Below are 24,826 nucleotides of genomic sequence, written 5' to 3' on the forward strand. Positions count from 1 at the left end.
GCGGGAGCGTGGGATAAGCCTCTGCCCGTTCGCCGGGGGGCGGCGCCGCGGCTCTCGGCCGCAAGGCGTTGCTCCGCCCGGTGGAGCCTTTAGAATAGAACCAGTTCGATGCTCATCGTGGCTCGGGGGCATCAGGGGAAGGAAGCGCAACGGGGGGAGCGGCGGTCGCCCGTTGGGGCAACCGCCCGAACTGGCATGTCGTGGGACTCGGGCTCGGACGCAAGAGCGGGTCCTGTTTCGGGCTTGGCGGTGCGCGTCGTAGAGTGGTGAGCGAGGGCGATCCATGGAAGAGCTCCTCAAAGACTACCTCCCGATCGTCGTGTTCATCGGCGTCGCCGCTTTCGTCGGCACCGCGCTGCTCGTCGCGCCGTTCCTCGTCGCCTTCAGGGCGCCCGATACCGAGAAGCTCTCGGCCTACGAGTGCGGCTTCAACGCCTTCGACGACGCCCGCATGAAGTTCGACGTGCGGTTCTATCTGGTGTCGATCCTGTTCATCATCTTCGACCTCGAAGTGGCCTTCCTGTTCCCGTGGGCGGTGGCCTTCGGCGACCTCGGCTGGTTCGGCTTCTGGTCGATGATGACCTTCCTCGGCGTGCTCACCGTCGGGTTCGTCTACGAGTGGAAGAAGGGAGCGCTGGAATGGGATTGACCGCGCCCACGGGCCCGCTGGTCGCCAAGGCGCCCACCGGCCTCCTCGACCAGCACGGCCGCCCGGTCGGCCATGACGATCCGTTCTTCCAGGGCGTCAGCGACGAGCTCGCCGACCGCGGCTTCCTGGTGACGACGGCCGATGCCCTGATCACCTGGTCGCGCACCGGCTCGCTGATGTGGATGACCTTCGGCCTCGCCTGCTGCGCGGTCGAGATGATGCAGCTGTCGATGCCGCGCTACGACGCCGAGCGCTTCGGCTTCGCGCCGCGCGCGAGCCCCCGCCAGTCCGACGTGATGATCGTCGCCGGCACGCTCACCAACAAGATGGCGCCCGCTTTGCGCAAGGTCTACGACCAGATGCCGGAGCCGCGCTACGTCATCTCGATGGGCTCGTGCGCCAACGGTGGCGGCTACTACCACTATTCCTACTCGGTGGTGCGCGGCTGCGACCGCGTGGTGCCGGTCGACATCTATGTTCCCGGGTGCCCGCCGACGGCCGAGGCGCTGCTCTACGGCGTTCTTCTCCTGCAGAAGAAGATCCGCCGCACCGGCACGATCGAGCGCTGATCGTGGCGGCGGCGACACTCTCCACGGAGACGGCGATGGACGAGACGCTCAGCGAGCTCTCCGACTATCTCGGCCAGGCGCTCGGCGCGGCGCTGGGCGAGCGGACGGTGGCCTTCGGCGAACTCACCGTCACGGTGTCCGCCACCCGCCTGATCGAGGTGCTGCGCTTCCTGCGCGACGACGCGCGCTGCCAGTTCGTCTCCTTCATCGATGCCTGCGGCGTCGACTGGCCGTCGCGCGAGAAGCGCTTCGACGTCGTCTACCACCTCTTGTCGCCGCACCAGAACCTGCGCATCCGCGTCAAGGTCGAGACCGACGCGGCCACCACGGTGCCGTCCGCAACTGCGATCTACCCGGGCGCCGACTGGTTCGAGCGCGAGGCCTACGATCTCTACGGCATCCTGTTCACCGGCCACCCGGACCTCAGGCGCATCCTCACCGACTACGGCTTCGACGGCCATCCGCTGCGCAAGGACTTCCCGCTGACCGGCTTCGTCGAGGTCCGCTACGACGACGCGGTCAAGCGCGTCGTCTACGAGCCCGTGCGGCTGACGCAGGAGTTCCGCGCCTTCGACTTTTTGTCCCCGTGGGAAGGGCCGGACTACGTCCTGCCGGGCGATGAGAAGGCGAAGACGTGATGCGGGCGGCAGCAGTGGTCGCTGGTGCGACGGCAGTGGGCAGTGGGCAGTGGGCAGTGGGGGTGACGCCAGCGGGCGGCCTGCCAGTTGGCCCGTCCTTCGACGCAACCTTCGGGGCCTCCCATGCCTGAAGCCGAAGTCCGCAACTTCAACATCAACTTCGGGCCGCAGCATCCGGCGGCGCATGGCGTGCTGCGCCTCGTGCTGGAGCTCGACGGCGAAGTCGTGACGCGCGTCGATCCGCACATCGGGCTCTTGCACCGCGGCACCGAGAAGCTGATCGAGCAGAAGACCTACCTGCAGGCGATCCCCTATTTCGACCGGCTCGACTACGTCGCGCCGATGAACCAGGAACACGCCTTCTGCCTGGCGGTCGAGAAGCTCCTCGGCATCACCGTGCCGAAGCGGGCGCAGCTCATCCGCGTGCTCTATTCGGAAATCGGCCGGCTGCTCTCCCACCTCCTCAACGTCACCACCCAGGCGATGGACGTCGGCGCGCTGACGCCGCCGCTCTGGGGCTTCGAGGAGCGCGAGAAGCTGATGGTGTTCTATGAGCGCGCCTCGGGCGCGCGCATGCACGCCGCCTACTTCCGCCCGGGCGGCGTCCATCAGGACCTGCCGGCTGGCCTCGTCGACGACATCTGGGACTTCTGCGACCCCTTCCTCGGCGTCGTCGACGACCTCGAGGGGCTGCTCTCCGAGAACCGCATCTTCAAGCAGCGCAACGTCGACATCGCCGTGGTGCGGCTCGAGGACTGCTGGGCCTGGGGCTTCTCCGGCGTGATGGTGCGCGGCTCGGGCGCGGCCTGGGACCTGCGCAAGTCGCAGCCCTACGAGTGCTACGACGAGCTCGAGTTCGACATTCCGATCGGCAAGAACGGCGACTGCTACGACCGCTATCACATCCGCGTCGAGGAGATGCGGCAGTCGGTGCGGATCATGAAGCAGTGCCTGGAGAAGCTGCGCCGGCCGGAAGGGCAGGGGCCGGTTCACGCCCTCGAGGGCAAGGTGGTGCCGCCCTCGCGGGGCGAGATGAAGCGCTCGATGGAGGCGCTCATCCACCATTTCAAGCTCTATACCGAGGGCTACCGCGTGCCCGCGGGCGAGGTCTACGCCGCCGTCGAGGCGCCGAAGGGCGAGTTCGGCGTCTATCTCGTCGCCGACGGCACCAACAAGCCCTATCGCTGCAAGATCCGTGCGCCCGGATTCGCGCACCTGCAGGCGATGGACTTCCTCTGCCAGGGCCACATGCTGGCGGACGTCTCCGCCATCCTGGGCTCCATCGACATCGTTTTCGGAGAGGTGGATCGCTGATGGCCGTCCGTCGCCTTCACCACCAGCAGCCGGCGTCCTTCGCGTTCACGCCCGAGAACCTCGAATGGGCGCGCACCGTGATTGCGCGCTTCCCGGAAGGGCGGCAGGCGAGCGCCGTGATCCCGCTGATGTGGCGGGCGCAGGAGCAGGAGGGCTGGGTCAGCGAGCCCTGCATCCGCGTCATCGCCGAGATGCTGGAGATGCCGAACATCCGCGTGCTGGAGGTCGCGACCTTCTACACGATGTTCCAGCTCGCCCCGGTGGGGAAGAAGGCGCACATCCAGGTGTGCGGCACGACGCCGTGCCAGCTGCGCGGCGCCGAGGACCTCATCGAGATCTGCAAGCGGCGCATCCACCACGACCCCTTCCACGTGTCGGCCGACGGCGACTTCTCGTGGGAGGAGGTCGAGTGTCTCGGCGCCTGCGTGAACGCGCCGATGGTGCAGGTGGTCAAGGACACCTACGAGGACCTGACGCCGGAAAGCTTCGAGGCGCTGATCGACGGCTTCGCCCGCGGCGCCCCGCCGGTGCCGGGCCCGCAGAACGGCCGCAGCTTCTCGATGCCCGAGGGCGGGGCCACCACGCTCACCGATCTGGAGGCGATCCTGCGCGGTCCCGCCAATCGCGACACCGGCCCGGCCCACGGCGACGACCAGGCGCCGCTCGAGATGGGGCGGCCGCACGAGACCCGGCCGGAGCAGCAGGTGTCCGACTCGCCCGGAGCGCGTGCCGCCGAGGGCAAGACGCCGCTGAAGAGCGAAGAGGTCGCCGCCGCCGCACCGAAGATCGCCGAGACGGCGCCGGAGCCGGCCGAGGCGTCCGGCGCTTCGGACGGCAAGGACGGCGCCGACAAGGCGCCCGCCGGCACCGCGCCGGCCGGCACGAAGAGCTGAGGGAGCCACCGCGATGCTCAGCGACAAGGACCGCATCTTCACCAACCTCTACGGCCAGCACGACTGGGGCCTCCAGGGCGCCCTGAAGCGCGGCCAGTGGGACGGCACCAAGGGCTTCATCGACAAGGGCCGCGACTGGATCATCGACCAGATGAAGGCCTCGGGCCTGCGCGGTCGTGGCGGTGCCGGCTTCCCGACGGGCCTCAAGTGGTCGTTCATGCCGAAGGTGCCGGCCGAGGGCCGCCCGCACTACCTCGTCGTCAACGCCGACGAATCCGAGCCCGGCACCTGCAAGGACCGCGAGATCCTGCGCCACGACCCGCACACGCTGGTCGAGGGCTGCCTGATCGCGAGCTTCGCGATGGGCGCGCACGCCTGCTACATCTACGTGCGCGGCGAGTTCATCCGCGAGCGCGAGCGGCTGCAGGCGGCGATCGACCAGGCCTACGAGGCCAAGCTGATCGGCAAGAACAACGTCCACGGCTGGGACTTCGACTGCTACGTCGCCCACGGCGCCGGCGCCTACATCTGCGGCGAGGAAACGGCGCTGCTGGAAAGCCTCGAGGGCAAGAAGGGCCAGCCGCGCCTGAAGCCGCCGTTCCCGGCCAACATGGGCCTCTATGGCTGCCCGACGACGGTCAACAACGTCGAATCGATCGCCGTGTCCGGCGAGATCCTCCGCCGCGGGCCGGCCTGGTTCGCCGGGCTCGGCAAGCCGAACAACACCGGCACCAAGCTCTTCTGCATCTCCGGCCACGTGAACAAGCCGTGCACGGTGGAGGAGGAGATGGGCATTCCCTTCCGCGAGCTCGTCGAGCGCCACTGCGGCGGCATCCGCGGCGGCTGGGACAACCTGCTCGCCGTGATCCCGGGAGGCTCGTCGGTGCCGCTGCTGCCGGCGCACCAGTGCGAAGACCTGGCCATGGACTTCGACACCCTGCGCAACCTCAAGTCCGGCCTCGGCACCGCCGCGGTGATCGTCATGGACAAGTCCACCGACGTCATCAAGGCGATCGCCCGCCTCGCCCACTTCTACAAGCACGAGAGCTGCGGCCAGTGCACGCCCTGCCGGGAAGGCACCGGCTGGATGTGGCGCGTCATGGAGCGGCTCGTGAAGGGCGAGGCGAAGAAGTCCGAGATCGACATGCTCCTGCAGGTGACGACGCAGATCGAGGGGCACACCATCTGCGCCCTCGGCGACGCCGCCGCCTGGCCGATCCAGGGCCTGATCCGCCACTTCCGCCCCGTCATCGAGGCCCGCATCGACGCCTATCAGGCGCGTGCCGTGCCGGGCGTGACGCTGCAGGCGGCGGAGTGAGGGCGATGACGGACGACCACCGCGCTGTGACGGGAAGATGAGCCGATGACCAAGATCATCGTCGACGGCACCGAGGTGGACGTCGCGCCGGAATCGACGCTGCTGCAGGCGGCGGAACTCGCCGGGGCGGAGATCCCGCGCTTCTGCTTCCACGAGCGGCTGTCGATCGCCGGCAACTGCCGGATGTGCCTCGTCGAGGTGAAGGGCGGCCCGCCGAAGCCGGCGGCCTCCTGCGCCATGGCGGTGAAGGACCTGCGCCCCGGCCCGAACGGCGAGGCGCCGGAGATCTTCACCAACACGCCGATGGTGAAGAAGGCGCGCGAAGGGGTGATGGAGTTCCTGCTCATCAATCACCCGCTCGACTGCCCGATCTGCGACCAGGGCGGCGAGTGCGACCTGCAGGACCAGTCGATGCTGTACGGCGTCTCCGGCTCGCGCTTCCACGAGAACAAGCGCGCCGTCGAGGACAAGTACATCGGCCCGCTGGTCAAGACGATCATGAACCGGTGCATCCACTGCACCCGCTGCGTGCGCTTCACCACGGAGGTGGCAGGCGTGCCGGATCTCGGCGCCACCGGGCGCGGCGAGGACATGGAGATCACCACCTATCTCGAGCACGCGATGGGCTCGGAGCTGCAGGGCAACGTCGCCGACCTCTGCCCGGTCGGCGCGCTGACCCACAAGCCGTTCGCCTTCACCGGCCGCGTCTGGGAGTTCGCCAAGACCGAGTCGGTCGACGTGATGGACGCCGTCGGCTCCAACATCCGCGTCGACACCCGCGGCCGCGAGGTGATGCGGATCCTGCCGCGGCTGAACGAGTGGGTGAACGAGGAGTGGCTCTCCGACAAGAGCCGCTACATCTGGGACGGCCTGCGCACCCAGCGCCTCGACCAGCCCTATGTGCGCCGCGGCGGTCGGCTGATGCCGGCGACGTGGCCGGAGGCGTTCACCGCCATCGCCGAGAAGGTGAAGGCGGCGGGTCCGGCCCGCGTCGGCGCCATCGGCGGTGACCTCGCCTCGACCGAAGAGCTGTTCGCCCTGAAGGACCTGATGACGCGCCTCGGCGTGGCGAGCGTCGACTGCCGCCAGGATGGCGCCGCGCTCCACCCGGCTGACGGCCGGGCGAGCTATCTCTTCAACGTCGGCATCCGCGCCATCGAGGAGGCCGACGCGATCCTGCTCGTCGGCTGCAATCCGCGGCGCGAGGCGGCGGTGCTGAACGCCCGCATCCGCAAGCGCTGGCGGGCAAGCGGGCTGCCGGTCGGCGTCATCGGTGAGCCGGTCGATCAGACCTATCCGGTCGAGTATCTCGGTGCCGGCCCCGATACGCTCAAGGACGTCGCCGCCGGCAAGCACACCTTCGCCGACGTGCTGGCGAAGGCCGAGCGGCCGCTGATCATCGTCGGCCAGGGGGCGCTGTCGCGACCCGACGGCGCGGCGGTGCTGTCGCTCGCGGCGCGGGCGGCAGTGGCGGCAGGTGCGGTTTCGGCCGACTGGAACGGCTTTGCGGTGCTGCACACGGCGGCGTCGCGCGTCGGTGGCCTCGATGTCGGCTGCGTGCCAGGCGAGGGCGGCCGCGACACAGCCGGGATGCTCGAGGCGGCGAGCGCGGGCGACCTCGATGTCGTCTTCCTGCTCGGCGCCGACGAGATTCCCATGGACCGGCTGGGCTCGGCCTTCGTCGTCTATCTCGGCACCCACGGCGACGCCGGGGCGCATCGCGCCGACGTCATCCTGCCGGGGGCGGCCTACACCGAGAAGCCGGCGACCTACGTCAACACCGAGGGGCGGGTGCAGCGGGCGAACCGCGCCGCCTTCCCGCCGGGACAGGCGCGCGAGGACTGGGCGGTGCTCCGGGCGCTGTCGGCCGTGCTCGGCGCGACGCTTCCCTATGATTCGCTGCTCGAACTGCGCGCGGCGATGATCGAAGCGGTGCCGCACCTCGAGGCGGTCGACCAGGTGGTGGCGGCCGATCCGGCCGCCGTCGAGCGGCTGGGCACACGCGGCGGCGATCCGTCGAGCGCGCCGTTCCGGTCGGCGGTGACGGAGTTCTACCTGACGAACCCGATCGCCCGCGCGTCGGCCGTGATGGCGGAATGCGCGGCGCTCGCCCGCGCCCGCATGGCGGAGGCCGCGGAATGACACGCGGCCTCACGAACACGACCCGCACGGCGGCGGAGAGCGCCCGATGAGCGACTTCTGGACCACCTACGCGCTGCCGTTCCTGATCATGCTCGGGCAGAGCGTGCTCCTGATCGTCGTGCTGCTCGTCATCATCGCCTACATCCTGCTCGCCGACCGCAAGATCTGGGCGGCGGTGCAGATGCGGCGCGGCCCGAACGTCGTCGGCCCCTTCGGCCTGTTCCAGTCGTTCGCCGACCTCCTGAAGTTCATCTTCAAGGAGCCGGTGATCCCCTCGAGCGCCAACAAGGGCATCTTCCTGCTCGCGCCGCTCGTCATGGCGACGCTGTCGATCGCCGCCTGGGCGGTGATCCCGGTCGCCGAGGGCTGGGTGATCGCCGACATCAACGTGGCCACCCTCTACATCTTCGCGATCTCGTCGCTCGGCGTGTACGGCATCATCATGGGAGGCTGGGCCTCCAACTCGAAGTACCCGTTCCTGTCGGCGCTGCGCTCGGCGGCGCAGATGGTCTCCTACGAGGTGTCGATCGGCTTCGTGCTCGTCACGGTGCTGCTCTGCGCCGGCACGCTGAACCTGTCGGAAGTGGTGCACGCCCAGTACGCGCACGGGCTCGCCACCGCGCTCGGCGTGCCGTGGCTGACCATCCTGAACTGGTACTGGCTGCCGCTCTTCCCGATGTTCATCATCTTCTTCATCTCGGCGCTGGCCGAGACGAACCGGCCGCCCTTCGACCTCGTCGAGGCGGAATCGGAGCTGGTGGCGGGCTTCATGGTGGAGTACGGCTCCAGCCCCTACATGATGTTCATGCTCGCCGAGTATGTGGCCATCGCCACCATGTGCGCGCTGACCACCATCCTGTTCCTCGGCGGCTGGCTCTCCCCGATCGACCTGCCCCCCTTCAACTGGGTGCCGGGGGTGATCTGGTTCCTGCTGAAGTCGCTGTTCGTCTTCTTCATGTTCGCCATGGTGAAGGCGATGGTGCCGCGCTACCGCTACGACCAGCTGATGCGCCTCGGCTGGAAGGTGTTCCTGCCGATCTCGCTCGCCATGGTCTTCATCGTCGCGGCGGTCCTGATGCTGACGGGCTGGGCGCCCGGCATGGCGTCCTGACCGGCAGAGACGACAAGAGAGGTTCGACCGATGTCGCTCGCCCAGGCCGCCAAGTCGCTGCTCCTGCAGGAGTTCGTGTCGGCGTTCTTCCTGTCGATGCGCTACTTCTTCAAGCCGAAGTCGACGCTGAACTACCCCTTCGAGAAGGGGCCGGTGAGCCCGCGCTTCCGTGGCGAGCACGCGCTGCGCCGCTATCCGAACGGCGAGGAACGCTGCATCGCCTGCAAGCTCTGCGAGGCGATCTGCCCGGCGCAGGCGATCACCATCGAGGCCGGCCCGCGCCGCAACGACGGCACGCGCCGCACCACCCGCTACGACATCGACATGGTGAAGTGCATCTACTGCGGCTTCTGCCAGGAGGCGTGCCCGGTGGACGCGATCGTCGAGGGGCCGAACTTCGAGTTCGCCACCGAGACGCGCGAGGAGCTCTACTACGACAAGGACCGGCTGCTCGCGAACGGCGCGCGCTGGGAGCGCGAGATCGCGCGCAACATCGAGATGGACGCGCCCTACCGCTGAGGCGGGTTCGGGTGCGGCGTGTCCGCCCGCCGTCCGGCGGGCGGTGGACTGGGATCGCGCGGGCGGGCTAGAACGCGCGGCGACTGAGCGGCCGGATCGACCGGCGCCGAACGGGGGTCAGGAATGGTCCTGCAGACCTTATTCTTCTACCTCTTCGCCGCCATCACGGTGGCGTCGGCGTTCATGGTGATTTCCTCGCGCAATCCCGTGCACTCCGTGCTGTTCCTGATCCTCGCCTTCTTCAACGCCGCCGGGCTGTTCCTGCTGCTCGGGGCGGAGTTCCTGGCGATGATCCTGGTCGTCGTCTATGTCGGCGCGGTGGCGGTGCTGTTCCTGTTCGTGGTGATGATGCTCGACGTCGACTTCGTCGAGCTGCGCCAGGGCTTCCTGCAGTACCTGCCGATCGGGGCGCTGATCGGGCTCGTGCTGCTGGTCGAGCTCGTCATGGTGCTCGGCACCTGGGTGACGGCGCCGGACGGCGGTGGCGTGGCGCTGATTCCGCCGATGGGCGAGGTCAGCAACACGAGGGCGCTCGGGCTGCTGCTCTACACCCGCTACATCTACTTCTTCCAGGCGGCGGGCCTGGTGCTGCTGGTCGCGATGATCGGGGCGATCGTGCTGACGCTGCGCCACAAGGAAGGCGTCAAGCGGCAGTCGATCTCGGCGCAGAACGCCCGCACGAAGGCGACCGCCATCGAGGTGCGCAAGGTCGCACCCCGGAAAGGTATCTGACGGCGCCCCGCGGGCGCCGCAAGGGCATCTGACGAACGGCCGCCGCCCGCCCGGGCGGCGACGAGCGCAACGACGACGAGGACGGACGACGACAATGGCGGTCGGGCTCTCCCACTATCTGACGGTCGCGGCGATCCTGTTCACGCTCGGCGTGTTCGGCATCTTCCTGAACCGCAAGAACGTCATCGTCATCCTGATGTCGGTCGAGCTCATCCTGCTCGCCGTCAACCTCAACCTCGTCGCCTTCTCCGCTCACCTCGGCGACCTCGTCGGGCAGATCTTCGCGCTTCTCGTGCTGACGGTGGCGGCGGCGGAGGCGGCGATCGGGCTCGCGATCCTGGTCGTCTACTACCGCAACCGGGGCTCGATCGCGGTCGAAGACATCAACATGATGAAGGGCTGACGGCGTGTATCATCTCATCGTCTTCCTGCCCCTCGTCGGCTTCCTGATCGCCGGGCTGATCACGCTCGTCGGCTCGAAGGCCCACATCCCGGCGCCGCCGGACGGCCACGGCATCGGCGACACCGGCCACGGCGCGCACGCAGCCCACACGCCGCCGGCGCACGGCGCTTCGGCCGGCGGCCACGGCGTCGCGCATGCCTTCGCCGGCCACCCAGCGCCGCACGGTGGCCACGGGGCGGGCCACGATGCGCACGGGCATGACGACCACCACGACGCGGCGCCGGGCTCGCGGGCGGCCGAACTCGTCACCACCAGCCTCCTCGTGCTGGCGGCGATCCTGTCGTGGGTCGCCTTCATCACCGTCGGCTTTGGCGACGCCGGCAAGCAGACGATCGACATCGCCAACTGGTTCACCTCCGGCACGCTCTCGGTCGAGTGGAGCCTGCGCATCGACACGCTCACCGTGGTGATGCTGATCGTCGTCAACACCGTGTCGGCGCTCGTGCACATCTACTCGATGGGCTACATGGCGCACGATCCGCACCGGCCCCGGTTCTTCGCCTATCTGTCGCTGTTCACCTTCGCCATGCTGATGCTGGTGACTTCCGACAACCTCGTGCAGATGTTCTTCGGCTGGGAGGGCGTCGGCCTCGCGAGCTACCTCCTGATCGGCTTCTGGTTCCAGAAGCCCTCGGCGAACGCCGCGGCGATCAAGGCCTTCGTCGTCAACCGCGTCGGCGACTTCGGCTTCGCGCTCGGCATCTTCGGCCTGTTCGTCGTCACCGGCTCGGTGTCGTTCGACATCATCTTCGCCGCCGCGCCGAGCCTCGGCGAGCAGTCGATGAACTTCCTCGGCCAGGAGGTGAACGCCGTCACGGTGATCTGCCTGCTGCTCTTCATGGGCGCGATGGGCAAGTCGGCGCAGTTCCTGCTGCACACCTGGCTGCCGGACGCCATGGAAGGCCCGACGCCGGTCTCCGCCCTCATCCACGCCGCCACCATGGTGACGGCCGGCGTGTTCATGGTTGCGCGGCTGTCGCCGCTGTTCGAGCAGGCTCCGGCGGCGCTCGCCTTCGTGACCTTCATCGGCGCGACGACGGCCTTCTTCGCGGCGACGATCGGCTGCACGCAGTTCGACATCAAGCGCGTCATCGCCTACTCGACCTGCTCGCAGCTCGGCTACATGTTCGCGGCGCTCGGCGTCGGCGCCTACTCAATCGCCATCTTCCACCTGTTCACGCACGCCTTCTTCAAGGCGCTTCTGTTCCTCGCGGCCGGCTCGGTGATCCACTCGGTCGACGGCGAGCAGGACATGCGCAAGATGGGCGGCCTCAGGAAGCACATTCCGTGGACGTTCTGGACGATGCTGATCGGCGGCCTGGCGCTGACCGGCTTCCCGTTCACCGCCGGCTACTACTCCAAGGACGCCATCATCGAGGCGACCTATGCCGGCCACAACATGTTCGCGGGCTACGCCTTCTGGCTGACGACGATCGCGGCGCTGCTCACCGCCTTCTACACCTGGCGGCAGATCTTCATGACCTTCTTCGGCAAGCCGCGCGCGCCGGCCGAGGTGATGAAGCACGTCCACGAGAGCCCGTGGGTGATGGTGGTGCCGCTGCTCGTGCTGTCGTGCGGAGCGCTGTTCGCCGGCATGGTCTTCCACGACCCGTTCATGGGCCACGGCTACGAGCACTTCTGGAAGGGCGCGCTCTATCTCGGCGAGGAGAACCACATCCTCCACGAGATGCACGAGTCCCCCGGCTGGGTGCCGTGGGCGGCGACGGTGGCTATGGCGATCGGCGCGCTGCTGGCCTTCTACTTCTACATGCTGAGGCCCGACGTGCCGAAGAAGCTCGCCGAAGAGCATTGGCTCATCTACAACTTCGTCTACCACAAGTGGTATTTCGACGAGCTCTACGACTTCCTGTTTGTCCGTCCGGCGAAGTGGATCGGCCGCTTCCTGTGGAAGAAGGGTGACGGCTGGCTGATCGACGGCTTCGGGCCGGACGGCGTCTCGGCGCGCGTCATCGACGTCACCAACCGGGTCGTGAAGCTGCAGACCGGCTACCTCTACCACTACGCGTTCGTGATGCTGATCGGCGTCGCGGCGCTCATCACCTGGGCGATGTTCGCCGGCGGGGGAGTTCACTGATGAGCGGCTGGCCGATCCTCTCGATCGTCACCTTCCTGCCGCTCGTCGGGGTGTTCTTCATCCTGATGGTGCGCAGCGAGGAGGAGACGGCGCTCAACAACATCCGCCGCGTCGCTCTCGTCACCACCGTCGTCACCTTCCTGTTCTCGCTGACGCTGTGGGTGGGCTTCGACTTCTCGAACCCCGGCTTCCAGTTCGTCGAGGAGGCCGACTGGCTCGGCGGCACCATCACCTACAAGATGGGCGTCGACGGCATCTCGATGCTGTTCGTCATCCTCACGACGTTCCTGATGCCGTTCTGCATCCTCGCCAGCTGGCACTCGGTGCACACGCGGGTGAAGGAGTACATGGTCGCCTTCCTGGTGCTCGAGACGCTGATGATCGGCGTCTTCAGCGCCCTCGACCTCGTGCTCTTCTACGTGTTCTTCGAGGGCGGCCTCATCCCGATGTTCATCATCATCGGCGTGTGGGGCGGGCCGCGGCGTGTCTATGCGAGCTTCAAGTTCTTCCTCTACACGCTGCTCGGCTCGGTGCTGATGCTGCTCGCCCTGATGGCGATGTACTGGCAGGCCGGCACCACCGACATCGTCGATCTGCTCGCCTACGACTTCCCGGTCGCGATGCAGCCATGGCTGTGGCTCGCCTTCTTCGCCTCCTTCGCGGTGAAGATGCCGATGTGGCCGGTGCACACCTGGCTGCCGGATGCCCACGTCGAGGCACCCACCGCCGGCTCGGTCATCCTCGCCGGCATCCTCCTGAAGATGGGCGGCTACGGCTTCCTGCGCTTCTCGCTGCCGATGTTCCCGGTGGCGAGCGCCGACTTCGCGCCGCTCGTCTACACCCTGTCGGTGGTGGCGATCGTCTACACGTCGCTCGTCGCGCTGATGCAGGAGGACATGAAGAAGCTCATCGCCTACTCCTCCGTCGCCCACATGGGCTACGTGACGATGGGCATCTTCACGGCGACCGAGCAGGGCATCCAGGGCGGCCTCTTCCAGATGCTCTCGCACGGCATCGTCTCGGGCGCGCTGTTCCTCTGCGTCGGCGTCGTCTATGACCGCATGCACACCCGCGAGATCGTCGCCTATGGCGGTCTCGTCAACCGCATGCCCTTCTACGCCGTCGTGTTCCTGATCTTCACGATGGCGAACGTCGGCCTGCCGGGGACGAGCGGCTTCATCGGCGAGTTCCTGACGCTGCTCGCCGCCTTCGAGGTGAACACCTGGGTGGCCTTCATCGCCACCACCGGCGTCATCCTGTCGGCCGCCTATGCGCTGTGGCTCTACCGCAAGGTGGTGTTCGGCGTGCTCGACAAGCCGAGCCTCAAGGGCATGCTCGACCTGTCCTTGCGCGAGAAGACGCTTTTGGTGCCGCTCGCGGTGCTGACGGTGCTGTTCGGTGTCTGGCCGAAGCCGGTGATGGACGTCACCGCCGCCTCGGTCACCGACCTCGTCGCCAAGGTCGAGCGGGCGGTGGAGGCAAACGAGCAGGCGAAGCTCCGGGCGGCGACGCCGGCGGAGCTGGCGCAGGCGGGCGCACCGGTGGCGGTGCGCTGAGACCATCCGCCTGAGCCCGGCCGCGGCCGGACCTGGACGAGCACGAGACGGAAGACGCGACGAGGGTCATGCAGGAAATGGCGACGCTCCCCGACCTGATGCCGGTGCTGCCGGAACTGCTGCTCGCCGTCGGCGCGCTCGTGCTGCTGATGGTCGGCGTGTTCGGCGGCGAGCGCTCGACGCCCGTCGTCACCGGCATGGCGGCGGCGGTGATCATCGTCGCGGCGATCGTGCTGATCTTCGACCCGACCTACGGCACGACCTTCCACGGCGCCTTCGTCATGGACGAGTTCGCCCGCTTCATGAAGATCCTGTCGCTGATCGGCTCGGCGCTGGCGATCGCGATGTCGGTGGCGTTTGCCCGCGCCGCCCGCTTCGAGCGCTTCGAGTACCCGATCCTCATCGTCATCGCGACGCTCGGCATGATGATGATCATCTCGGCCGGCGACCTGATCGCGCTCTATCTCGGCCTCGAGCTGATGAGCCTCTCGCTCTACGTGGTGGCCGCCATCAACCGCGATTCCGAGCGCTCCACCGAGGCGGGCCTGAAGTACTTCGTGCTCGGCGCGCTGTCGTCGGGGATGCTGCTCTACGGCATGTCGCTCGTCTACGGCTTCACCGGCAAGACGGTGTTCGTCGACATCGCCGCGACGCTGACGGGCGGCGAGGCCTCGATGGGCCTCGTCTTCGGCCTCGTGTTCGTGCTCGCCGGCCTCGCCTTCAAGATCTCGGCCGTGCCCTTCCACATGTGGACGCCCGACGTCTACGAGGGCGCGCCGACGCCGGTGACGGCCTTCTTCGCCGCCGCGCCGAAGGTGGCGGCGATGGCGATGATCGTGCGCATCGTCGTCGACGCCTTCGGGCCGGTGGCGCACGACTGGCAGCAGATCATCGTGTTCATCGCCATCGCCTCGATGGTGCTCGGCTCGTTCGCCGCGATCGGCCAGCAGAACATCAAGCGCCTGATGGCCTATTCGTCGATCGGCCACATGGGCTACGCGCTCGTCGGGCTCGCCGCCGGCACCGAGGCGGGCGTGCAGGGCGTCATCATCTACATGACGCTCTATCTCGCCATGACCGTCGGCGCCTTCGCCTGCATCCTGACGATGCGCCGCAAGGACGGCATGGTGGAGGAGATCGGCGAGCTCGCCGGGTTGTCGCGCACCCACCCGGTGATGGCGTTCCTGTTCGCCATGATCCTGTTTTCGCTCGCCGGCATTCCGCCGCTCGCCGGCTTCTTCGCCAAGTTCTACGTGTTCCTGGCGGCGATCGAGGCGGGGCTCTACACGCTGGCGGTGATCGGCGTCGTCGCCTCGGTGGTGGGCGCCTACTACTACCTGCGCATCGTCAAGATCATGTATTTCGACGACCCGGCTGCCGGCTTCGAGCGGATGCCGAACGAGCTGCGCATCGTGCTCGGCGCGAGCGGGGCCGTGGTGCTATTGTTCGTCGTCTTCGCCGCCCCCCTCGTCGCGGCGGCCGGCGACGCGGCGAAGAGCCTCTTCTAGCGGATGGCCTTCACCCTCGGACCGGACGCCCGCTCGGCAGGCTACCGCCTCGCCGCCTTCGACGAGATCGGCTCGACCAACGCGGAGGCGCTGGCCCGCGCGCGCGCCGGTGACACCGGCCGGCTGTGGGTCGTCTCCGACCGCCAGACCGCCGGCCGCGGCCGCCGCGGCAATGCCTGGTCGACGGAGCGGGGCAACCTTGCCGCCAGCCTCCTGACAGTCACCGCCGCCGATGCGGCTGCCGTCGCCACGCTCGGCTTCGTCGCCGGCGTCGCGCTGGACGCGGCGCTCCGGCGCGCGGCACCGGAAGTGGTGACGGCGATCGCCCTCGACGGCGCCCAGGGCGGCGGCGACCGCATCGCGCTCAAGTGGCCGAACGACGTTCTGCTCGACGGCGCCAAGCTGGCCGGTATCCTGCTTGAGGCCGAGAGGGCGCCGGATGGGCGCATGGCGGTGGTCGTCGGCATCGGCGTCAACGTGCGCCATGCGCCGACGGACCTGCCCTATCCGGCGGCCTCACTCGCCGGTCTCGGTGCGACGGTCGATGCGGAAGCGGTATTTTCGGCGCTTTCGGAGTGCTGGTGCGAGGCGGCGGCGGCGTGGGACGACGGCCGGGGCTTCCCGGCGGTGCGTGCCCGCTGGCTGGAGCGCGCCTCCGGTCTCGGTGGCGCGGTGGCGGTCCGGATCGACGGCGAGGTGACGCGCGGCGTATTCGAGACGATTGACGAGACGGGCCGGCTGGTCGTGCGCACCGAAAGCGGAGCGCGCCGCACCATCACCGCCGGCGAGGTTCACTTCGGAGCGGCGGGGACGGCCAGGACATGACACGCACACCCGAGCGCTCTGCCGGCGAACTCGTCTTCCTGCCCTTGGGCGGGGTGGGCGAGATCGGCATGAACATGGGCCTTTACGGCATCGGCCCGCCCCGCCACCGCAAGTGGCTGATGGTCGACTGCGGCGTCACCTTCGGCAACGAGACGACGCCGGGCGTCGACGTCATCCTGCCCGATCCGAGCTTCATCGAGCAGGCGCGCGACGACCTCGTCGGCATCGTGCTGACGCATGCCCACGAGGACCACTACGGCGCGGTCATCGAGCTCTGGCCGCGGCTGCGGGCCCCGGTCTTCGCCACGCCCTTCACCGCCGGCCTGCTCGCCGCCAAGGCGGGCGAGGAGTTCGGCGCCGAGACGGTGCCGGTGACCGTCGTGGAGCAGGGCCACCGCTGGACGCTCGGCCCCTTCGACCTCGAACTCGTGCCGGTGTCGCACTCGATCCCGGAGCCGAACGCCCTCGTCATCCGCACCGCGCTCGGCACCGTCGTCCATTCCGGCGACTGGAAGATCGACCCGACGCCCGGCATCGGCCGCGCGATCGACCTCCAGCGCTTCGCCGAGATCGGCAACGAGGGCGTGCGCGCCTTCGTCTGCGATTCCACCAACGCCATCCGCGCCGGCCGCTCGCCGTCCGAACAGGACGTGGCGCGCTCGCTCGTCGACATCATCCGTGCCGCACCGGCGCGGGTGGCGGTGACGACCTTCGCCTCAAATGTTGCGCGCCTCAGGGCGGTGATCATGGCGGCCACGGCAGCCGATCGCGAGGTGGTCGTGATGGGCCGCTCGATGCTGCGGGTGCTCGATGTCGCCGGCGAGCTCGGCTACCTCGACGGGCTGCGCATGCCGCTCGACGAGGAGGCCTACGGCTACCTGCCGCGCGACAAGGTGGTGGCGCTTCTCACCGGCAGCCAGGGTGAACCGCGCGCGGCGCTCGCCCGTATCGCCTCCGACGACCACCGCCGGGTGGCGCTGTCGCCGGGCGACCTCGTGATCTTCTCTTCGCGCACCATTCCTGGAAACGAGAAGGCCGTCGGCGCCATCGTCAACGCGCTGGCGACGCGCGGCGTCGACGTTCTGACCGACCGCGACGCGCTCGTGCACGTCTCCGGCCATCCGCGCCGCGACGAGCTCGCCGAGCTCTACGGGCTCTTGAAGCCCGAGGTGTCGATCCCCGTCCACGGCGAGCCGCTGCATCTCGCCGAGCACGCCAAGTTCGCCCGCTCGCTCGGCGTCAAGGAGATCGTCGTGGGCGGCGACGGCAAGATCGTCCGCCTGGCGCCGGGCCCGGCCGCGATTGTCGGCGAGGCGCCGTTCGGACACCTCTACCGCGATGGCAGGCTGCTGCTCGAGCCCGATGAATCGGGCATGGCCGACCGGCGGCGGATCTCGTTCGCCGGCGCGATCGTCGTCTCGGTCGGCCTCGACGGCGCCGGCGAGGTGGTGCACGGGCCGGAGGTGGTGCTGCTCGGCATTCCCGAGCACGATGCCGACGGCGAGCTGTTCGAGGAGATCGTCGAAAAGGCGGTGATGGGCGCGCTGGTTTCGATCCCGCGGCCGCGCCGCCGCGATGCGGCGCTGGTGGCGGAGGCGCTGCGGCGTGCCGCCCGTTCGGCGGTGGCGGAGCGGTGGGGCAAGAAGCCTGTCTGCCGCGTCGTCGCCACGACGGATGCGGTGGCGAGCGAGGCGGTGGTCGAGCGACAGGGCGGGGGCAAGAGGAGGCGTCGATGATCGGCAGGCTCAACCACGTGGCGATCGCTGTGCCGGACCTCGCGGCGGCAACGGCGGTCTATCGCGATACGCTAGGCGGTCACGTTTCCGAGATGGTGGACCAGCCGGACCATGGCGTGACGACAGTCTTCGTCGAGCTGCCGAATACCAAGATCGAGCTCCTCGGCGCCTTTGGCGACGCCTCGCCGATCAAGGGCTTCCTCGAGAAGAACCCGTCGGGCGGCATTCACCACCTCTGCTACGAGGTGGACGACATCCTGGCGGCGCGCGACCGGCTGCAGGCGGCGGGGGCGCGCGTCATCGGCGACGGCAACCCGAAGATCGGCGCCCACGGCAAGCCGGTGCTGTTCCTGCACCCGAAGGACTTCTGCGGCACGCTTGTGGAGCTGGAGCAGGCCTGACCGGCCGGCGCGGCGACGGACGGAGGAACTGGCGTGTCCCTGACGAGTGCGGTGGCGATCTACTTCGTGGTCTGGTGGCTGGTGCTGTTCATGGTGCTGCCGTGGGGCTACCGCACGCAGGCCGAGGTCGGCGAGATCACGCCGGGCACCGAGCCGAGCGCGCCCTCCCGTTTCCCGATGCTGCGCGTCGCGCTGGTGACCTCGGCGGTCGCGGCCGTGGTGTTCGCCGGCATCTACGCGCTTTTGACCTCCGGCATCGGCTTCGACGACATCCCGTTCGTTCGCGACCTCTGATCGGCCCAGTGCCGCGCTTGCATTGGCGTGGCGCCCGGACCAGCATGGCGCCAAGAGCCTTCTCGGGCCGCGGCCGAGGCGAAGGCGAGGAAGCCGGCCGCGGGTGTGCCGGGTGGACATCGGGGAGGTTCGACCGATGCGAGGAGGCGACGAGGAGGGGGCCGCCGGCCGGGGGCCGAGCCGACGCGCGGTGATCGTGGCGGTGGGAGGCCTCGCCGCCGCGGCGTTCTTGCCGGGCGGCGCCAAGGCCGAGACCCGACTTCCCTCGACGGTCCGCATCTACGTGCCCTACGGGCGTGGCTCGGTCGTCGCGGTGACGTGCGACGTGCTCAGCGCCGCATTGTCGGCCGCCTTGAGCCGCCGCATCGAGATCGACATTCCGCCGCTGCCCGACCGCATGCAGCGCTCGCTGACGGCGCTCGCCGACCAGGGCCGCGGCGAACTGCGCCTGCTCGCCAGCGATACGCTGACCCATGTGATGTACGATGCGGCGGAAGCGTCGCGGAAGCCGAACGCGGCCGCCTCGCTCGATATCCTCGTGCCGATCGCGACGCTCACCGTCGGTTACTCCACGGCACTGTTCGTCTCCGCCGATTCGCCGGTGCGCGACTGGGCCGCCTTCGCCGAGATGGCGCGCGGCCGCCAGCTCACGGTGGCGAGCTCCAACCCGGGCAGCGTGCACCTGCGCTTCCTCGAACTCGCCCTCGGGCAGGGCCTGCGCGACGTGCTGGCGCCGGGGCGCGAGCGCGTCTTCGAGACGGTGCTGGAAGGGCGCGCCTCGGCCGGCCTCATCAACACGCCGAGCCTCGCCTCCTTCATGCGCGCCAATCCCGGGCGGCTGCGGGCGCTCGTGACCTTCGGCGGCGAGCGCAATCCGGCCCTCGACGTGCCGACCTTGCGCGAGGTGACGGGCAGGCGCAGCTACGCATCCACCAACAGCGTGGGTCTGTTCGCCCCCGCTGGCACCGCGCCGGACGTGGTGGCGCAGATGCACGCGGCTCTCGTCGCGGCGGCCGCCGACAAGCGCGTGGTGCAGGCGGCACAGGCGATCGGCCTGCCGCTGCAGATCAGCGATGCCGCCGACCTCGCCCTGACGGTCGCGCGCGACCGCGAAGTGGTGGTGGAAAGTGGCCTCTGAGGACGGCGAGCCGGGCCGGCCGGAGCGGAGCCGCCAAGCCGCGGCGTTCGCCGTCGCCGGTGGCACGCGCGGCTCCGGTCTCGCCTTCGTCGCGGCGGCCACGGCCGTCGGTCACCCCGTTACGGCGCTGGCCCGCGGCGTCGACGGTGCCGCCGCGGTGGCGGCGGCGGGCGGCCGCGTCGTGTCCGGCGATGCGATGGTGGCCGCCGATCTCGCGCACTTCTGCGCCGTCGCCGGCCAGGGTGCCGTCGCGGTCTCTTTCCTCGGCAGCCGGCCGGGGGAGGGGCAGGTCGACAGCGCCGGCAACATCGCCTTCATCGATGCGGCGGTGGCCGCTGGCGTCAGCCGCTTCGTGCTCGTCACGTCCCTCGGCTGCGGCGAGAGCCTGCCGCTTTTGTCGCCGCGCATGCGCGAGGTGATCGGGGCGGTGGTGGCGGAGAAGACGAAGGCCGAGGATCACCTGCGCGCGGCGCCGATCGCCTGGACGATCGTGCGGCCCGGCGGTCTCCTCGACGGACCGGCCGACGGCCACGGCCGCCTCGTCTCGGCGCCGCCGGCGATCGGGCGGATCACGCGCGGCGAACTCGCCCGCCTGGTGCTGATCGCGGCGACCGACCCGCAGTGGCGCGGGCGCGTGCTTGCAGCACAGAATCCGGTACCGACGGCCGCCTGAGTCTACGGCAGGCACCAGCGATGGCTGGACCGGGGAGGAGACATTCGCGGCGCTCCGAGCTGTCGCGATGGCAGCAGGCCTGCCTCATTTGGCTAAGCCAGGCGCCGGATCGCGGCTATCCGGCGCTGGGCCAGAAAAGCGGGCAGCATCGGCGGTGGCGATGACGCGATAGAGAATTCGCATCATCGAGAGGAAGCCGAGTTATCGAAGGGGTAGGCACAAAAAAATAAAGCAAGGCCGAAGCCTTGCCCTTTTGAGTTCCGCGTCTAACCCCCATTCCTGACGCCCGGAGATCCGTCGAGATTCTTCCGGACTTCAGGCGGCTGCGAGCTTTGCGCTGCGCCGAGGGCCTTCCTCCCAAGACTTAGACCGCGATGCCTCTTTGGCGCCGTATCGGCTCGGTGATCGGCAGCCATTTATTATGTTGCTACTCTAGCGGAGGAAAATCGGGTTGTCATCATTTTGTGCATCGATCGCCCAACTTTTTTGCGAAGGGGGCTCGGGGCGGAATCCCGTGCCTTGCAAGGCCTTCACCGGACGCCGGCGAACGACCGCGAGGACTCGCGAACAACGCTTGGGTCACGATCGGGCCGCCTTGCCGCCGCGCTTCCGCCCTGATTTGGCCGCACGTCCGCGGGCACGTCGCCGAGAAGCCCGAGCCCTTGTGTTTTGGCGGCCGCGCGGCTTCACTCGCCGTCCCGTGCGCCCCGGCGCCCCTCGCGTTCTTGCACCGAAGAGACCTTGATGCGCCTGTCCCGCTACTTCCTGCCTATCCTTCGCGAGACCCCCAAGGAGGCGGAGATCGTCTCGCACCGGCTGATGCTGCGGGCGGGGATGATCCGCCAGCAGTCGGCGGGCATCTACTCGTGGCTGCCGCTTGGCTTCCGCGTGCTGCAGAAGGTCGAGCAGATCGTCCGCGAGGAGCAGGACCGGGCGGGTGCCGTCGAGGTGCTGATGCCGACCATCCAGTCGGCGGACCTGTGGCGCGAGAGCGGGCGTTACGACGCCTATGGCAAGGAGATGCTGCGCATCACCGACCGCCACGAGCGCGAGATGCTCTTCGGGCCGACCAACGAGGAGATGATCACCGAGATCTTCCGCGCCTCGGTGAAGAGCTACCGCGACCTGCCGCTCAACCTCTACCACATCCAGTGGAAGTTCCGGGACGAGGTCCGGCCGCGCTTCGGCATCATGCGCGGGCGCGAGTTCCTGATGAAGGACGCCTATTCCTTCGACATCGACCGCGACAGTGCGCGCGCCGCCTATCGGCGGATGTTCGTCGCCTATCTCAGGACCTTCCGGCGCATGGGGCTGACGGCGATCCCGATGCAGGCCGACACCGGCCCGATCGGTGGTGACCTCAGCCATGAGTTCATCATCCTCGCCGACACCGGCGAGAGCGCCGTGTTCTGCCACCGCGACCTGCTCGACCTGCCGATTCCCGGCGAGGACACGGACTTTTCGTCTGATCTCACGCCGATCGTCGATGCCTGGACGTCGCTTTACGCGGCGACCGACGAGAAACACGACGAGGCGGCGTTCGCAGCGCTGCCGGAAGACAAGCGCGTCGCCGCCCGCGGCATCGAGGTCGGCCACATTTTCTACTTCGGCACCAAGTACTCCGAGCCGATGGGCGCGAAGGTCGCCGGCCCGGACGGCGCCGAGCGGCCCGTCCACATGGGGTCCTACGGGGTGGGAGTGTCGCGCTTGCTGGGCGCCATCATCGAGGCGAGCCACGACGACGCCGGCATCATCTGGCCGGCCTCCGTCGCGCCGTTCCACGTCGGCCTGATCAATTTGAAGCCCGGCGACGCCAACACCGACGCCGCCTGCACGAAGCTCTATGGCGAGCTCGAGGCGGCGGGCGTCGAGGTGCTCTATGACGACACCGACAACCGCCCGGGCGCCAAGTTCGCCACGATGGACCTGATCGGGCTGCCCTGGCAGCTCGTCGTCGGGCCGCGCGGCCTCGAGAAGAACGAGGTCGAGCTCAAGCAGCGGGCGGGCGGCGAGCGCGAGGCGATGTCGACGGAGGCGGCGGTGAACAAGCTCGTCGCCGAGCTCAAGGGATGAGGCCGCTTTCGTGACAGACACGTCGACGGCCGCCGACGGCACGTCCGCCGCCGCGGGCAGCGGGCGCAAGGCGGGCGTCGCGCCGTTCTCGGCGCTCGAATGGCTGATCGCCGGGCGCTATCTGCGCTCGCGGCGGCGCGAGGCGTTCATCTCGGTAATCGCCGGCTTCTCGTTCCTTGGGATCATGCTCGGCGTCGCCACCCTCATCATCGTCATGGCGGTGATGAACGGCTTCCGGAACGAGCTGATGACGAAGATCCTCGGCATCAACGGCCACATGCTGGTGCAGCCGATCGACGGCCCGCTGACCGACTTCGCCGACGTGACGGCAAGGCTCGCCGGCGTGCCCGGCGTGCGGGCGGTGGTGCCCTATGTCGAGGGGCAGGCGCTAATCTCGGCGGCGGCCGGCTCGTCCGGCGTGCTGGCGCGCGGCATGTCGGCGGAGGATCTCGGCAAGCTCGCGCTCGTCGCGGGCACCATCCGCGAGGGCAGCCTCGACGGCTTCGACACCGGCGGCGGCATCGCCATCGGCACGCGTCTGGCGCGCACGCTCGGTGTCTCGGCCGGCGATCCCATCACCCTCGTCTCGCCGCGCGGCACCGTCACGCCGTTCGGCATGACGCCGCGCGTGCAGACCTATCCGGTGGCGGCGATCTTCGAGATCGGCATGTCGGAGTTCGATTCCTCCGTCGTCTTCATGCCGTTCGAGGAGGGGCAGCTCTATTTCAACCAGGAAGGCCAGGCGACGGCGATCGAGGTCTATCTCGACGATCCCGGGCGGGTGGCCGAGTTCCGGTCCGTGATCGAGGAGGCGGCCGGGCGACCCGCCTTCGTTCTCGACTGGACGCAGCGCCATGCCACCTTCTTCCAGGCGCTGCAGGTCGAGCGCAACGTGATGTTCCTGATCCTCACCTTGATCGTGCTGGTGGCGGCGCTCAACATCGTCTCCGGCCTCACCATGCTGGTGAAGGACAAGGGCCACGACATCGCCATCCTGCGCACCATGGGGGCGACGCGCGGCACCATCCTGCGGGTCTTCTTCATCACCGGGGCGAGCATCGGCGTCGTCGGCACGATCGCCGGCGTCGTGCTCGGCACGGTCGTCTGCCTCAACGTCGAGAACATCCGGCAAGGCATCGCCTGGCTGACCTCCACCGAGCTGTTCTCGCCGGAGCTCTATTATCTGAGCCGGCTGCCGGCCGACATGGAGGCGAGCGAGACGGTGACGATCGTGGTGATGGCGCTGCTGCTCTCCTTCCTCGCCACCCTCTATCCGGCCTGGAAAGCGGCGCGGCTCGACCCGGTCGAGGGGCTTCGGCGCGAATGAGCGATCTGCCCAACGGCGAGGCGCTCGGGCTCTCCGGCGTCATCCATGCCTATCGTGAGGGCGAGGGCCGGCTCGAGATCCTGAAAGGGGCCGAGCTGTCGATCGCCGCCGGCGAGATGGTGGCGCTCGTCGCCCCGTCCGGTGCCGGCAAGTCGACGCTGCTCCACATCGCCGGGCTGCTCGAGCGGCCGGAGGCCGGCGAGGTTCGCATCGCCGGGCGCCCCTGCGGCGGGCTACCGGACAACGAGCGGACGCGGGTACGCCGCGAGGCGGTCGGCTTTGTCTACCAGTTCCACCACCTGTTGCCGGACTTCACGGCGCTCGAGAACGTCGTGCTGCCGCAGCGCCTCGCCGGGCTCGAGCGGCGCGAGGCCGAGCGGCGGGGGCGGGAACTGCTCACCTACATGCGGATCGACCACCGGGCCGCGCACGTGCCGGGGGAGCTCTCGGGCGGCGAGCGCCAGCGCGTCGCGATCGCGCGCGCCGTCGCCAACGCGCCGCGGCTGCTGCTCGCCGACGAGCCGACGGGCAACCTCGACCCGAAGACGGCTGGCCAGGTGTTCGACGCCCTGACGGCGCTGGTGCGCGCCTCCGGTCTCGCCACCCTGATCGCCACCCACAACCTCGAGCTCGCCCACCGCATGGACCGGCGCATCACGCTCATCGACGGGCGCGTGGCGGAGCTGTGAGGGGTGACGAAGCGGTGTTTCCGTTTCGTTCGTGACGCGATAGGTTGCTGCCCTATGGCTCCGGCGCGCTGAGCGCGCCGGCCCTCATCCGCCCTTCGGGCACCTTCTCCCGCAGGCGGGAGAAGGGGAACGCGGCAGTCGTTTTGCACACGCTGATCCTTTC

General features: G+C 68.9%; 22 protein-coding genes and 1 pseudogene. All 23 read left to right on the forward strand.

The genetic code is table 11. The annotated features are described in order from the left end of the window. Positions 1 to 283: 283 nt before the first annotated feature. The 23 genes and pseudogenes from RUR49_RS06965 to RUR49_RS07075 all read left to right on the forward strand — a co-directional run bounded on the left by RUR49_RS06965 (position 284) and on the right by RUR49_RS07075 (position 24,663). On the forward strand, positions 284 to 649 hold the full coding sequence (locus RUR49_RS06965; protein ID WP_409145647.1) for an NADH-quinone oxidoreductase subunit A: 366 nt from the start codon (positions 284 to 286) through the stop codon (positions 647 to 649). After that, positions 640 to 1,218 carry a NuoB/complex I 20 kDa subunit family protein gene (locus RUR49_RS06970; RefSeq protein WP_409145648.1) on the forward strand — a complete coding sequence of 193 codons (579 nt, stop codon included), beginning with the start codon at positions 640 to 642 and terminating at the stop codon, positions 1,216 to 1,218. The genes RUR49_RS06965 and RUR49_RS06970 overlap by 10 nt, the downstream gene beginning before the upstream one ends. A gap of 35 nt (positions 1,219 to 1,253) precedes the next feature. Beyond that, positions 1,254 to 1,856: an NADH-quinone oxidoreductase subunit C gene (locus RUR49_RS06975; protein WP_409145649.1), complete on the forward strand. Its 603-nt coding sequence runs from the start codon at positions 1,254 to 1,256 to the stop codon at positions 1,854 to 1,856. 123 nt (positions 1,857 to 1,979) lie between these two features. Further along, complete coding sequence (locus RUR49_RS06980) at positions 1,980 to 3,170, forward strand: NADH-quinone oxidoreductase subunit D (RefSeq protein ID WP_409145650.1); 1,191 nt, start codon at positions 1,980 to 1,982, stop codon at positions 3,168 to 3,170. After that, positions 3,170 to 3,763: pseudogene (gene nuoE, locus RUR49_RS06985) on the forward strand (NADH-quinone oxidoreductase subunit NuoE); the annotation flags it as partial. The gene RUR49_RS06980 and the pseudogene nuoE, both read left to right, overlap by 1 nt. Positions 3,764 to 4,076: 313 nt before the next feature. Beyond that, entirely contained in the window at positions 4,077 to 5,381 is a 1,305-nt protein-coding gene (nuoF, locus tag RUR49_RS06990) for an NADH-quinone oxidoreductase subunit NuoF (protein ID WP_409145651.1), read from the forward strand. A gap of 45 nt (positions 5,382 to 5,426) precedes the next feature. Continuing rightward, entirely contained in the window at positions 5,427 to 7,523 is a 2,097-nt protein-coding gene (nuoG, locus tag RUR49_RS06995; RefSeq protein WP_409145652.1) for an NADH-quinone oxidoreductase subunit NuoG, read from the forward strand. A 46-nt stretch (positions 7,524 to 7,569) separates the two neighbouring features. Further along, the gene (gene nuoH / locus RUR49_RS07000; RefSeq protein WP_409145653.1) at positions 7,570 to 8,634 is read left to right on the forward strand and encodes an NADH-quinone oxidoreductase subunit NuoH; all 1,065 of its coding nucleotides are present in this window, start codon (positions 7,570 to 7,572) and stop codon (positions 8,632 to 8,634) included. 30 nt (positions 8,635 to 8,664) lie between these two features. Continuing rightward, positions 8,665 to 9,153: an NADH-quinone oxidoreductase subunit NuoI gene (gene nuoI, locus RUR49_RS07005; RefSeq protein WP_409145654.1), complete on the forward strand. Its 489-nt coding sequence runs from the start codon at positions 8,665 to 8,667 to the stop codon at positions 9,151 to 9,153. A gap of 123 nt (positions 9,154 to 9,276) precedes the next feature. After that, a complete protein-coding gene (locus RUR49_RS07010) occupies positions 9,277 to 9,885 on the forward strand; it encodes an NADH-quinone oxidoreductase subunit J (protein ID WP_409145655.1) in 609 nt (202 codons plus the stop codon). 94 nt (positions 9,886 to 9,979) lie between these two features. Continuing rightward, positions 9,980 to 10,288, forward strand: a complete 309-nt coding sequence (nuoK, locus tag RUR49_RS07015) for an NADH-quinone oxidoreductase subunit NuoK (protein WP_409145656.1) — start codon at positions 9,980 to 9,982, stop codon at positions 10,286 to 10,288. Positions 10,289 to 10,292: 4 nt separating this feature from the next. Continuing rightward, the gene (nuoL, locus tag RUR49_RS07020; RefSeq protein ID WP_409145657.1) at positions 10,293 to 12,443 is read left to right on the forward strand and encodes an NADH-quinone oxidoreductase subunit L; all 2,151 of its coding nucleotides are present in this window, start codon (positions 10,293 to 10,295) and stop codon (positions 12,441 to 12,443) included. Then, positions 12,443 to 13,999, forward strand: a complete 1,557-nt coding sequence (locus RUR49_RS07025; protein ID WP_409145658.1) for an NADH-quinone oxidoreductase subunit M — start codon at positions 12,443 to 12,445, stop codon at positions 13,997 to 13,999. Before nuoL ends, RUR49_RS07025 begins: the two co-directional genes overlap by 1 nt. Before the next feature lie 77 nt (positions 14,000 to 14,076). Continuing rightward, positions 14,077 to 15,507, forward strand: a complete 1,431-nt coding sequence (gene nuoN / locus RUR49_RS07030; RefSeq protein ID WP_409145659.1) for an NADH-quinone oxidoreductase subunit NuoN — start codon at positions 14,077 to 14,079, stop codon at positions 15,505 to 15,507. A gap of 3 nt (positions 15,508 to 15,510) precedes the next feature. Next, positions 15,511 to 16,332 (forward strand): biotin--[acetyl-CoA-carboxylase] ligase, encoded by an 822-nt coding sequence (locus RUR49_RS07035; RefSeq protein ID WP_409145660.1) that lies wholly within the window; start codon positions 15,511 to 15,513, stop codon positions 16,330 to 16,332. Further along, positions 16,329 to 18,068: a ribonuclease J gene (locus RUR49_RS07040; protein WP_409145661.1), complete on the forward strand. Its 1,740-nt coding sequence runs from the start codon at positions 16,329 to 16,331 to the stop codon at positions 18,066 to 18,068. The genes RUR49_RS07035 and RUR49_RS07040 overlap by 4 nt, the downstream gene beginning before the upstream one ends. Next, positions 18,065 to 18,469, forward strand: a complete 405-nt coding sequence (gene mce / locus RUR49_RS07045; protein ID WP_409145662.1) for a methylmalonyl-CoA epimerase — start codon at positions 18,065 to 18,067, stop codon at positions 18,467 to 18,469. The genes RUR49_RS07040 and mce overlap by 4 nt, the downstream gene beginning before the upstream one ends. Before the next feature lie 33 nt (positions 18,470 to 18,502). Next, positions 18,503 to 18,763, forward strand: a complete 261-nt coding sequence (locus RUR49_RS07050) for a DUF1467 family protein (protein WP_409145663.1) — start codon at positions 18,503 to 18,505, stop codon at positions 18,761 to 18,763. A 136-nt stretch (positions 18,764 to 18,899) separates the two neighbouring features. After that, entirely contained in the window at positions 18,900 to 19,901 is a 1,002-nt protein-coding gene (locus tag RUR49_RS07055) for a tripartite tricarboxylate transporter substrate-binding protein (RefSeq protein WP_409145664.1), read from the forward strand. Beyond that, on the forward strand, positions 19,891 to 20,574 hold the full coding sequence (locus tag RUR49_RS07060) for an NAD(P)H-binding protein (RefSeq protein ID WP_409145665.1): 684 nt from the start codon (positions 19,891 to 19,893) through the stop codon (positions 20,572 to 20,574). The genes RUR49_RS07055 and RUR49_RS07060 overlap by 11 nt, the downstream gene beginning before the upstream one ends. A 744-nt stretch (positions 20,575 to 21,318) precedes the next feature. Continuing rightward, positions 21,319 to 22,647, forward strand: coding sequence for a proline--tRNA ligase (gene proS, locus RUR49_RS07065; protein WP_409145666.1), 1,329 nt, complete (start codon positions 21,319 to 21,321; stop codon positions 22,645 to 22,647). Between the two features lie 10 nt (positions 22,648 to 22,657). After that, positions 22,658 to 23,974, forward strand: coding sequence for a lipoprotein-releasing ABC transporter permease subunit (locus tag RUR49_RS07070; protein ID WP_409145667.1), 1,317 nt, complete (start codon positions 22,658 to 22,660; stop codon positions 23,972 to 23,974). Then, positions 23,971 to 24,663 (forward strand): ABC transporter ATP-binding protein, encoded by a 693-nt coding sequence (locus RUR49_RS07075; protein ID WP_409145668.1) that lies wholly within the window; start codon positions 23,971 to 23,973, stop codon positions 24,661 to 24,663. Before RUR49_RS07070 ends, RUR49_RS07075 begins: the two co-directional genes overlap by 4 nt. Positions 24,664 to 24,826 lie beyond the last annotated feature (163 nt).

Source organism: Pseudoxanthobacter sp. M-2 (assembly GCF_046156265.1).
GTDB lineage: Bacteria > Pseudomonadota > Alphaproteobacteria > Rhizobiales > Segnochrobactraceae > CAMDHY01.

Coding starts and splice junctions, on each gene's coding strand:
- RUR49_RS06965 (WP_409145647.1), top strand. CDS start 284: ATGGAAGAGCTCCTCAAAGACTACCTCCCGATCGTCGTGTTCATCGGC.
- RUR49_RS06970 (WP_409145648.1), top strand. CDS start 640: ATGGGATTGACCGCGCCCACGGGCCCGCTGGTCGCCAAGGCGCCCACC.
- RUR49_RS06975 (WP_409145649.1), top strand. CDS start 1,254: ATGGACGAGACGCTCAGCGAGCTCTCCGACTATCTCGGCCAGGCGCTC.
- RUR49_RS06980 (WP_409145650.1), top strand. CDS start 1,980: ATGCCTGAAGCCGAAGTCCGCAACTTCAACATCAACTTCGGGCCGCAG.
- nuoF (WP_409145651.1), top strand. CDS start 4,077: ATGCTCAGCGACAAGGACCGCATCTTCACCAACCTCTACGGCCAGCAC.
- nuoG (WP_409145652.1), top strand. CDS start 5,427: ATGACCAAGATCATCGTCGACGGCACCGAGGTGGACGTCGCGCCGGAA.
- nuoH (WP_409145653.1), top strand. CDS start 7,570: ATGAGCGACTTCTGGACCACCTACGCGCTGCCGTTCCTGATCATGCTC.
- nuoI (WP_409145654.1), top strand. CDS start 8,665: ATGTCGCTCGCCCAGGCCGCCAAGTCGCTGCTCCTGCAGGAGTTCGTG.
- RUR49_RS07010 (WP_409145655.1), top strand. CDS start 9,277: ATGGTCCTGCAGACCTTATTCTTCTACCTCTTCGCCGCCATCACGGTG.
- nuoK (WP_409145656.1), top strand. CDS start 9,980: ATGGCGGTCGGGCTCTCCCACTATCTGACGGTCGCGGCGATCCTGTTC.
- RUR49_RS07025 (WP_409145658.1), top strand. CDS start 12,443: ATGAGCGGCTGGCCGATCCTCTCGATCGTCACCTTCCTGCCGCTCGTC.
- nuoN (WP_409145659.1), top strand. CDS start 14,077: ATGGCGACGCTCCCCGACCTGATGCCGGTGCTGCCGGAACTGCTGCTC.
- RUR49_RS07035 (WP_409145660.1), top strand. CDS start 15,511: ATGGCCTTCACCCTCGGACCGGACGCCCGCTCGGCAGGCTACCGCCTC.
- RUR49_RS07040 (WP_409145661.1), top strand. CDS start 16,329: ATGACACGCACACCCGAGCGCTCTGCCGGCGAACTCGTCTTCCTGCCC.
- mce (WP_409145662.1), top strand. CDS start 18,065: ATGATCGGCAGGCTCAACCACGTGGCGATCGCTGTGCCGGACCTCGCG.
- RUR49_RS07055 (WP_409145664.1), top strand. CDS start 18,900: ATGCGAGGAGGCGACGAGGAGGGGGCCGCCGGCCGGGGGCCGAGCCGA.
- proS (WP_409145666.1), top strand. CDS start 21,319: ATGCGCCTGTCCCGCTACTTCCTGCCTATCCTTCGCGAGACCCCCAAG.
- RUR49_RS07075 (WP_409145668.1), top strand. CDS start 23,971: ATGAGCGATCTGCCCAACGGCGAGGCGCTCGGGCTCTCCGGCGTCATC.